The sequence below is a fragment of the Zoogloea sp. LCSB751 genome (genome assembly GCF_002028455.1).
Taxonomy (GTDB): Bacteria; Pseudomonadota; Gammaproteobacteria; order Burkholderiales; family Rhodocyclaceae; genus Zoogloea.
In genome coordinates, this window is record NZ_MWUM01000048.1 from 1 (window position 1) to 10,497 (window position 10,497).

Here is a 10,497-nt window from a genome sequence, read left to right on the forward strand (position 1 = left end):
GTCCGCCGCCTGCCCGGCCGGAGGCGTCAGGCCCTCAACGTGTGCGCGTAGGGGCAGGCATCGGACAACCCTTAACCAAAGTGGTCGGTCGGCATGTTGCTCTTGAGCGGCAGGTTTACACAAGAATCTGGACATGCCCCTTTCCTAACAGTCACCAGCGCACTCATCGGGAGCTGCTTTTCTGCACAGAGACCGCTGTTCACTGGAAGAACAGCGCCTCCATGTCCTGAATCGCTTGGGGCGTGGGTGCAGTCGCTTGGCGCAAGGCCTCACGGCTACGTGGACTCATGCGTCTCACCGCCGCGTAGACACGCGCACGCCAGTAGTTGAAGGGCGTCAGCCTTTCTGCTTGAGCTTTGGCAAGCCCGACCTCACGGAGGTTCTGAAGAAAGGATGCATCGTTGGGCGCGTGGGCATCCTCGGCCAACTTGGCAGCCAACTCTTTGAACTCGCCCTCCACGCGAGACTTGATCTCGTAGACATCATCCCAGGTCGCAAGCTTCTCTTGCCGATCAGGATCAGCGCTCCTGAGGTTCACGACCACGCGTGGAAACAGATCGTTCGCGTCATCTACGACCACCTCGATCTCTTGCGACAACGCGTGCTCGGTCCACGGCGAAAAGCTGAGGCGACGGACCCCATCCTTGCAAACCAAGTCCTTGGCCAGCTTGGCTTTGGAGTTGCAGGTGTTGCAGATGGGCAGCAAGTTCTTAGGATCGACCCCGTATAGCGGGTACAGGTCCTTTGCCAGCAGGTGGTCGTACGGGCCACGCCACTGCTCGTTGTCGTTCTCGTCAGCCCGAACCTGAGCAAGGTATTCGGTCCCGCAAACGCAGCACACATTGCCATTGCCTGGCGCGTTGCCGTGACGGAAGCGAGCGTAGTGATCGTTGATGCATTCACCACATGCCTGCTCCACGCCTTTGAGCTTCGCCGTGCGCTGAAACAGTTGAACTGAGAGAGTCTTCAGGGCGGGACATACCGCATCAGGTATGTATGGCAGCGGCTCTGCCCGATCAGCCAGGAATGCACAAGGCTCTGTGTTGAGTGTCAGTGCGTCCTTAAGGGCTTGCTTCTGCCGCTGATGAAGCGCTGACAACTTCGCCACCAAAGCGTCAATCGCTGCACAAGTCGGCGGATTTCCAGCTACCGCAGCGCACAGGCCAGCCGGAAGGTTCGTTTCGTCGACTTGCCGCTCCTCAAGCGCGGCAAGCATCGTCTCTCTAAGAAAGCGATTGAGTCCGTCGAAAACTTTGGACTGCTGAAGATTGGGTCTGATCGCAAACAGCATCAGTTGGCCCGCAGCTTGTTGATGAGGTACGAACGCTCCATCGACTCGCCCACGGAGTCTTCGAGCCAGTGCAACTTCTGTTGATTCGTAAATTGACGATCCGCCAGCCGCTCACGAATTTCCTGGACAGCCGTCTCAGAGATCGTTGCACGCAGGTTGAAGTGCTTTTTGATCAGCACGTCAAACGATGCGCCAAAGGTTTCTCCTGGCGGATTCGTCATGTCAGTCACGCCGTCGATCTTCTTGAAATGGAACACCGCTCTGCTAGGCAGCGAAGAGACCAGAAAGGGGGAGTGCGAGGAGATGATGGCCTGGGCTTTTCCTTTGGCCTCATTCGCCTTTTCAAAGTCCAAGTGAAATCGGGTGCGCCAGCTTGGGTTCAGGTGCGTTTCGGGTTCGTCGTAGAGGAACAGCGTCTCACCGTCCCCGAAGAGTCGCACGGCGCCCAGTGTCAATAGAAGCTGCACTTCTCCGTCGCTCAAGTCGTCAAGCGCGACAGTTCGCTCGCCATCGGACATCCAGAGTTCCTGCACCGAAAGAGGGAGCTTCCCTTTCAGCGGCTTCTCAACATGACCTTGAAAGCTATCGCGTCGCAGCGCGCGTTTTACCGCCCCCGACCATTCATCGACGCCCAGAAGTTGTAGCTTGTACAAGGCCGAGAACCACTGGTCGGGCTCTCGCGAGTTGTCAGCCATCCGACGGATAACTTCCGGGTCCGCGAAATCGATCTCGATGTCGCCGGCCAAGTAGTCCAGCTCCAGCAACTCATACTCGGGCTCGCTGGTTTGTGGCGAGATCGGCGTACACCTGTGTGGTCCCGCCAATTCGATCAAGCGCTTGATGTCGCGAGCGTTGTCCGAAGCAGTCGCTTGGCCACGCAGGTCGTACCTCAACACCACACGCGCTGGATGGCGGAAAGGGATTTCATCCCATACCTCGTCACGATCAGCATGCGGGAGCATGCCGAGTATCGCGATCAGCAGCGCAGCGCAGTCATAGTCGAGGAAGAGGTTTCTGGGTATCGCCGTGTCGGTCTCGCGTAGCCTGAAAAGGCCCGATTCGGGATCCTCCCCTTCGGCAGCGAAAATGCCCGGGTTGCGCCTGAGATAGCGCTCATTGATGGCCAGCGTTGCCCTTTCATCCACTTCGGGCTGCGCAAGCTCCTTCTTCAAGTTCGCCCTGACCCGAATCACGTCAAAGTACTGAAGCGCATTGCGCATGAAAGCCCGCTGGAGGTTCTCGGACATGCCAGAGGCGTATCCGATGACTCGAGGAAGCGCCAACTCTTCCAATGAGCCATTCGCCGTTATCTCACTCCACGTCCCCTGAGACGGCTGTGCGACACCATCGTTAGGCGGCTCAGCGAGTTGATGCACCGCAAGACGAAGACCATCCCGCGTGTCCACAACGAACCTGCGAAGACCTTCGTAGCGAGACGATGCCATCTCGTAAGTAACGCGGAAGTCATACCCAAGCGGCACCCGTACCCTGAAGTCCAGTCGCTGTCGACGTTCAAGGAAGGCAAAGGCTTCGGCGATCAGTTCCATCACCTGCGACTTACCCGAGCCGTTGGCGCCGATGAGAACGGCCACATCACCCCTCACCGTTGAGAAGTCAAAGGCCTGATCCCTTAGGCCTTTGTATTGCCCGAACAGCTCAATCGACAGCAGCTTCATGCAGCGCTTTTCCGTCCGCGTCGTGTACTAGACGACGGTGCATCCTGCTGCAGTCGGCGCAGCAGTTCACTCGCAGGTTCGTCGTTCGGGTCTTGTGGCACCAGTTCTCCGCGGAAGGCCTTGGCCAGTAGTGCCGGGGTCAGGCGTTCGGTGGCGCTCTGAGCGGTCTGCAGGCGGGCTTCGAGGCGGTCGGCGAAGGCGAAGAGGCTTTCGACACGGCGAACGATTTCGGCTTGTTCATCTAACGGAGGAAGCGGTAGCAGATCCTTCCGAAGGTCCGTCAAGTGGATGTGTTGAAGCCCGGTTCCAACTCCTTTCATCTGAATCTGCAGATGCGGGCTGGCGAGTGCTAAGGAGACGTATGGGGATTGCCGTTTGTCGACCAGCTTCACTAGAGCTAGCGAGACGAAAATGCTAAAGGGTTGATCGGTCTCGATTCGCCGAACCACCCCCAAGGTGCCATCCTTAGTGACCAAGATGTCATCCCTCTCAGGATAAGTCCGCTTGCAATACTCTGCGTGATCATCCTCCGACACAAAACGAGTTGTTGAAAAATCAATACCCGGACCAGCAGTCAAGTTGCCTACGGTCAAAAATGGCACGCCATTGTCTATATAAGTAGGCTTCTTGTGGACCCCGTCAGTGACTTTGGCCGAAAGCTCGCTGACGCTCCTCCACATCCAGGTCGGAGGAATGATCATCTGACTGAGTTCAGGAGGAGGGGACGAGGGATCAGCAGACACATCTGCTGCGTTCTTCAACCGCCAATCCTCCGTCAACCGCCCCGAGGTGGCGGCGGCGAGGACGGACTGGCGGAGGCGTTTGAGGATGGGGGCGACGCGGGCCAGGCGGGTGTTGACAGCGTCCACGCGGGTGAGGACGGTGTCGAGCTTGTCGGCGATGCGTTTTTGCTCAAAATGGGGTGCAACCATAAAAGGTAGCTTCGCGGCCGCCGAACCCGAAAGCTCTTTGAACGTAGTTCCTGTCGCGAGTGCCTCCGCAACGGGTTTGATGTGCTTTAGTTGGTAGTAGGCAAAGCGGCTGTCGATCTCCTTTGGAAGAACAAAGCTCTTGAACCCTTGATTGGTGGTCACTGGATTGCTGGCGATCGCCACATATCCAATTGGTGCTCTACTTGAAAACAAAACGGTACCGGCCGGCATAACCTTTGCCGAGCAGGATGCGAGCCCTTTTGTGGATAGGTCCCGAGTGCCTCGCGAAATTGTTTGGTCCCTGTAGCCACTCAGATCCGCAGGAGTGATCCAGGGGACACCTTGGCCAGGAGGTGCAAAGCACTCCTCATCTTTGGACGGAGGCGTCCCGCCCCCAACGATATGAGCGACATCGGCGATCAAGACGCTGGTCCAGCCGAAGGGGAGAGCATTCATTTGACCGCCCCCAGCTCTGCCAGGATCGCCTCCAGCTCTGCCAGCGCCCCGTTCAGCTGCTCCACCGCCTCCCGCGCCAGAACCGCCGGCTCGGGCAGGTCAGCGGCGTCTTCGGCGTTGTCGTCTTTGAGCCAGGCGATGTCCAGGCTGTCGCCTTTTTCGCTGGCGATCCAGTCGCGGCTGAAGCGGCGGAAGCGGCCTTGTTCACCCTGGTCCTGCCGCGCGGCTTTGCCGTTGGGCTCGTCGCCATACGCAGCGATGAAGTCGGCGAAGTGCGCGTCGGTCAACGGCGTGCGTTTGCCGAACTTGGGCGCGTTGGCGCGCATGTCGTACACCCACACTTCCTGCGTGCTGCCGGTGGCGGCCTGGCTGATCTTCTCGAAGAACAGCACATTGGTCTTGACACCCTGGGCATAGAAGATGCCGGTGGGCAGGCGCAGGATGGTGTGCAGTCGGCACTTATCCATCAGGTCGCGGCGGATGTCGGCGCCCACGCCGGCCTCAAACAACACGTTGTCGGGCAGCACCACAGCGGCACGCCCTCCGTCGCGCAGGTGCCGCACGATGTGCTGCAGGAAGGCGAGCTGCTTGTTGCTCGTCGCAAAGGTCAGATCGTCGCGGGTGGGGCCGCCGCCGCCCTTGGCGGTGCCGAAGGGCGGGTTGCTGAGGATGATGTGACTCTTTGGCAGGCCACTGCCGGCGCTGCCCAGCGTGTTGCCCACGTGCACCACGCCCTCGTCGTCACCCTCCATGCCGTGCAGCAGGCAGTTCATCAGCGCCAGGCGGCGGGTGCCGGGTACCAGCTCCATGCCCAGGAAAGCCTGGTTGCGCTGGAACTTGCGTTCTCTGTCGCTGAGGTTGTAGAGATCGTCGGTCTGGTCCTTGATATAGCGGTCAGCCGCGATCAGGAAGCCCGCCGTACCTGCAGCCGGGTCTTGCACCGTTTCTCCGGGCTGGGGCTTGATGACCTTGACGATGGCGTCGATCAGCGGGCGGGGCGTGAAGTACTGGCCGGCGCCGCTTTTGGTTTCGCTGGCATTCTTTTCCAGCAGGCCCTCGTACAGATCACCCAGGCCGTCTTGCCGGGCGCTGAACCAGTCGATGCTGTCGAGGCTTTTGACGAGCTGTTCCAGGTGGCGCGGTTCTTTAAGGCTGGTTTGCGCGTCGGCGTAGATGGCGGCGATCAGCCGGTCGTCGCTGGCCGAGAGTTTCAGCAGGGTTTCGCGGTAGTGGCGCAGCAGATTCAGGCCGCTCTTGTCGCGCAACTCGGGCCAGCGGGCGTAGGCGGGCAGCTTGTGGCTTTGCAGGATGCCGCTCTCGGTGTTTTCGTGCTCCATCTTGATGAAGAGCAGCAGCACGAGTTCGGTGACGTAGTCGCTGTAGTTGATGCCGTCGTCGCGCAGCACGTCGCAGAGATTCCAGAGCTTCTGGACGATTTCTTGGGTGGTCATTTTTGAGTTCTGTGAGTCTATTGAGCGTCAAACGTTGAATTGTCAAGCGGCACGTGGCCAGAGACCGGCAGCAAGCGCCCCCATCACACTGTCGAGTTGCCCGCCCAGCAGTTTGTCCAGCTGCTTCGCACCACCGTCGTTGGCAAAGGCGTTGTTGACAAAAGCTTGATCGATGACCAGTTCGTGCGTGAGTTGTTTCGCCAGGCGGTCCAGCCATTTGCGCTGCACCGGTGTCCAGGCGTGTTGGGCGTAGATCTTCTGCATGGCCTGGGCCACCCGCTGGTCGAAGGGCAGCAGCGCTTCGCCCAGCGCCGCTTGGCGGATATAGGCAATGACGCCAGCAGCGATGTCCTGGTTGCTGTGATTGCGCCACGCGGCCTTGAGGCTGGCTTCGGAGTAACCAGCGCCGTCAAGCAACAGGCGCACTTCCTTGAGCTGTTCGCGGGTGAGGTCCTTGGGGCGGTTGACCACCGTGGCCATGGCGGCCGACTGGTTGATTTGCTCGCGCACGAAGTGGCTGAAGCTGTCGAGGTAGTCCTCTGGCTTGGCGTACAGGCCCCAGCTTTGGCTTCGTTCCCGCAGTTCGTCGGCCTGGGTGGCGATGACAGGCATGTAGGCCGTGCCCAGGAGCTGTTTGACCTCGGCGAGTTGCAGCAGCAGGCGGGTGTTGTGGCGCAAAAAGTCGGCTGCGGCCTGGGGGCCACCTTCCTGCCCGATCTGATGCAAGTGGCGGTGCAGATGCTGCGGCGGCACGCCCCATTGCTGCTCCAACTGATCCAGCTTTTCTTTCAGGGCCGGCTTCTTCTCGGCCTTGTGTGCGGCGTCACGCAGAACGCGCATGAGCTTCTGGTTGAGTTGGTCGAGTACATCGTGCGCGTGGCTGCGGCCGGGGGCGCTGCCCGCGGCCTCGTGCGCGGCCGGGTTGTTTAGCTCTTCGAACAACTGTTCCAGCGTGACCTTGGGATCCTTCACCAACGGCTGCATGGTGTTGACGGCCTGGAGCGAGGCGTACAGGTCCACCGGGTCGTAGATCTTGAAGACGGTCTTGCCGATCTCGTCGCATCGCCGGGTGGCACGACCGATCATCTGTTCGTACAGGATGCGTGAGCGCACCCGGCGCATGAAGACCAGATGGCAGATGGGCGGCACGTCGATGCCAGTGGTCAGCAGGTCCACCGTGATGGCGATGGTGGGGAAGCGCTCGTTCTTGTAGCGACGGATGAGCTGGTCGACCTTGTCGGACGCGCCGGTAATCTTTTCCACCGCGGCCTGGTTGTAGTGGTCACCGTGCACAGCCTTGAAGGCGTCACCCAACAGCCGTTTGACCATGTCGGCATGAGCGTCGGTGGCGCAGAAGATCATGGTCTTCTCTTCGCCCATGGGGTCCAGCTCTTGGGCGAGCTGTTCACAGATGACGCGGTTGAACGGCTCGCTGATGACGCGCTTGTTGAAGCTTTCAAGCTCGAAGTTCAGTTCGTCGTCCAGCTCGGCGGTTTCGATTTCGCCGGTGCCAAGGTTGATGGCCTCGACCTGTTGGCCGCTGTCGAAGTGGATGCCGTGCTGGCTCAGCAGGGTCTGGTAGCGGATGGGGGGCTCGTGGTCGATAAGCCAGTCGTCGGCCACGGCTTCACGGTACGAGTAGGTGTAGACCGGTCGACTGAAGATGTCGGTGGTGTGGCGCGCAGGGGTGGCGGTCAGCCCCACCTTGACGGCGTCGAAGTAGTCGAGCACGCGCCGATATGTGGAGAGGTACTGGGCGTGGTCGCGCAGTGCGAGCTCGCCCTCAGTCATGTCCTGGTCCAAGGTGTAGCCCCGGTGGGCTTCGTCCACGATGATGCAGTCGAAAGCGTCCAGCGGGGGCGGGTTGTCGCTGCCGAAGATGCGCTTGACCATCGCCTGCACCGTTGCCACCTGCACGCGGGTTTCGGCTTCGGCAGCCATGTCGCCCAGTTCGGCGATGTTGTAGATCTTCGATAGCGGCTGGCTTTGTTCCAGCGGGGCTTCGTTGAAGGCGTCAAGCGCTTGGTCGCCCAAGGCGGTCCGGTCCACGAGGAACAAGATGCGACGGAAACGTTCGGCCTTGAGCAGGCGGTAGATGAGGCCAATGATGGTGCGCGTCTTGCCCGTGCCGGTGGCCATGGCCAGCAGGCAGTTGGTCTGGCCGGCGGCCAGCGCGGCTTCCACCGCGCTGATAGCCTTTTGCTGGTAATCGCGCAGACCCAAGTAGGCAAAGCCTTCTTGTTGCAGCTTGGCTTCCGCCTCGGCCTTGTTGCGGCGGAGCTGGTCGAGCAAGCCGTCAGGTGAGTGGAAGCTTTGCAGCGGCTTGGCCAGGTTGCCCTGGTGGCGCAGATCGCGGAACCAGGTGCCGCTGGCTTCAGGGCTCTGCTTGACCAGCGGGCGGCCGTTGCACGAGTAGGCAAAGGGAAGGTGAAACACGCCTCCCTGCCCGTCGGGCCAGGGGCCCTGGCGGCCTTCAGCCAGCCAGGCGGCTTCGTGCCCGGGCTCGATTTGCAAGCCGCGGGCGTAGCGCTCGGCCTGACCAATCTTCCCGGCGACGTTGACGTTCAGGCGCTTGGCTTCGACTGCAGCAATGGGTGTGAGACCGGCGAACAGCATGTAGTCGGCGCTCTGCTTGCCCGCAGTGGGCCATTCGGCGATCGCCAAGTTGCGGTTGCGTTCCGGCCGTGCGCCTTTGGCATGGGTGAGTTCATGGGTGTCGGCCTCCCAGCCGGCGTCCTTGAGCATCTGATCGATGAGCAGGCGGGTGGAAGCTTCGTCCATCGCCACCTTTTGTGCAGCCTGGGTGGTGCGCTGCGCAAAGGCCTGAATGTCCAGCGAGGTGGGTACGTCCGGCGCAGCATTGGCGGTTTGCAGGTGGGCGTCGAATTCGGCCTTAAGGGCGGCGTAGCGGGTGCTGGCCTCTTCGGCCAGACTTTCGTAGACGCTGCGCTCTTCGGCGGCCCGCTCGGCCAGCACGCGCTCCTGTGCTGCCTGGGCGGCCAGCAACTCTGCAATTTGGCCTTTGGCCGCCTGTTCACTCTGGGCCTTCTGCAGGTTCTGCGTGAGGTCAGCCACTTGCTGCTGCAGCGTAAGCAGCCGCTGGCTGGGGTCGTCCGGCAGGATGAAGGGACCGGGCTTGAAGTCCGCGTCGCTGCCGAAGCTTCGATGAAACCAAAGCGCGATTTCACGGGCAACCTTCAGCGCCTCTAGACCCTCGCGGTAGCCGATGCGATGGTCCACCTGATGTGCAGCCTCGTTGCCCCTCTGGCGCAGCAAATGGAACATCTGCCGCACTTGCGGATCAAGTCCCAAGCGCTGGTCCACTGCGCGCAGCAGCTCTGCCTGGGTGGGTTGGATCAGGCGCACACCTACGCGGGACGCCACATCCTGCGTGATCGACTCGGCCAACAACCGCAGCTTGAGCACGCAGCTGGCCGGATCGAAAGGATAGAGCCGCTCCGCGGTTGCCCCAAGATCAGCGAGCAACGGGCTGTGCTCAGTTAGAAATAATCCTTGCGCGATGTCTCTTGCCATTGACCTCTTGCCCCTTAAGTCCTTGCAAGTTCGTTCGCCTTGCGGTGTTTGGTGGACTTAACCTTTCACAACACTCTTATGCGCGCTTGCGGCGTCCGCCGCCCATTCACCTCCAATGCCGCGCGATCTGCAGTACTCGAGCACCATAAACTCGACCATAGATGCCAAGCTGCGCCGCTCCTGCTCGGCGGCGGCGACCAGCGCAGCCTTCACATCCGGTGGGACTCTAACGCTAACAACCTCTGTCTTCGTGACGGCCACGATCTGCTCCTGTGTGAAAAACGCTAGCGTTTTGCTAAGCGTATCAGGAGTCGTTTTTCCAGCCAACAAGTCTTCGGCATATTGGCGCGCTCTGCGCAGAGAATCATGGCGCACGCAGGTGTGTTAGGGCGCCAACTGAACATGCTTGCCGGCCGTACGCATGTCGATCAATCCATCAGCCTCGCTTGCGCTCACACTCCTCGACGAGCGGAAGGATTTGGCCTCCAGTCCAAGCATGTCCGAAATTCTGTGTAAACCGGTCGTTACTACCTCGCATGCTGACAGGCTGCTTTGTAAGCCTCCGGCCATCCCCTCTTGACCGAGCCTCAGGCTGAATCCGACCTCCACCGATGCGGCAACAGTTCCCCGATCCGACTCTGCGGCTGAGTCGGCAGTCGGGTCAGGACGTCCTTCAGATACGCGAACGGTTCGTGCCCATTCAGGCGTGCCGACTGGATCAGGCTCATGATCGCCGCCGCCCGCTTGCCGGCGCGCAGCGAGCCGGCAAAGAGCCAGTTCTTGCGGCCGATGGCAATCGGCCGGATCTGGTTCTCGATCCAGTTGTTGTCGATGGGGACGTTTCCATCGGCCAGGTAATGGGTCAGCGCCGCCCAGCGTTTGAGAGTGTAGTCGATGGCTTTGGCGCTGGATGACCCGTTGGGGATCTTGCCCCGACACACCAGCAGCCAGGCCTTCAAATCTTCCAGCAGCGGCCGGGCACGCGCTTCTCGTAGCGCCTGGCGGGCTTCGGCCTTCAGCTCCCGCGCGTCTTGTTCGATGCCGTAGAGGGAGGCGATCCGCTCCAGCGCCTCGGCGGCGATCTGGCTCTGCCCGTGTTCCTGAAGCTCGAAGAACTTGCGTCGGGCGTGGGCCATGCAGCCCGCTTCGGTCACGCC

Annotated in this window: 7 protein-coding genes; all 7 read right to left on the reverse strand. The window is 60.8% G+C overall.

Annotated features, from left to right (window positions below; translation table 11 throughout):
• Positions 1–199 precede the first annotated feature (199 nt).
• Positions 200–1,291, reverse strand: coding sequence for a hypothetical protein (locus tag B4920_RS25310; RefSeq protein ID WP_079437525.1), 1,092 nt, complete (start codon positions 1,289–1,291; stop codon positions 200–202).
• The gene (locus tag B4920_RS25315; protein ID WP_079437526.1) at positions 1,291–2,967 is read right to left on the reverse strand and encodes an AAA family ATPase; all 1,677 of its coding nucleotides are present in this window, start codon (positions 2,965–2,967) and stop codon (positions 1,291–1,293) included. The genes B4920_RS25310 and B4920_RS25315 overlap by 1 nt, the downstream gene beginning before the upstream one ends.
• On the reverse strand, positions 2,964–4,355 hold the full coding sequence (locus B4920_RS25320) for a restriction endonuclease subunit S (protein WP_079437527.1): 1,392 nt from the start codon (positions 4,353–4,355) through the stop codon (positions 2,964–2,966). The genes B4920_RS25315 and B4920_RS25320 overlap by 4 nt, the downstream gene beginning before the upstream one ends.
• Positions 4,352–5,806, reverse strand: coding sequence for an N-6 DNA methylase (locus tag B4920_RS25325; RefSeq protein ID WP_079437528.1), 1,455 nt, complete (start codon positions 5,804–5,806; stop codon positions 4,352–4,354). The genes B4920_RS25320 and B4920_RS25325 overlap by 4 nt, the downstream gene beginning before the upstream one ends.
• Before the next feature lie 42 nt (positions 5,807–5,848).
• Complete coding sequence (hsdR, locus tag B4920_RS25330) at positions 5,849–9,340, reverse strand: type I restriction-modification system endonuclease (protein ID WP_079437529.1); 3,492 nt, start codon at positions 9,338–9,340, stop codon at positions 5,849–5,851.
• A 57-nt stretch (positions 9,341–9,397) separates the two neighbouring features.
• Positions 9,398–9,601, reverse strand: coding sequence for a hypothetical protein (locus B4920_RS25335; protein WP_079437531.1), 204 nt, complete (start codon positions 9,599–9,601; stop codon positions 9,398–9,400).
• A gap of 326 nt (positions 9,602–9,927) precedes the next feature.
• Positions 9,928–10,497, reverse strand: a 570-nt coding sequence (locus tag B4920_RS25340) for an IS66 family transposase (RefSeq protein ID WP_139379628.1), incomplete at its 5' end; no start/stop codon positions are given.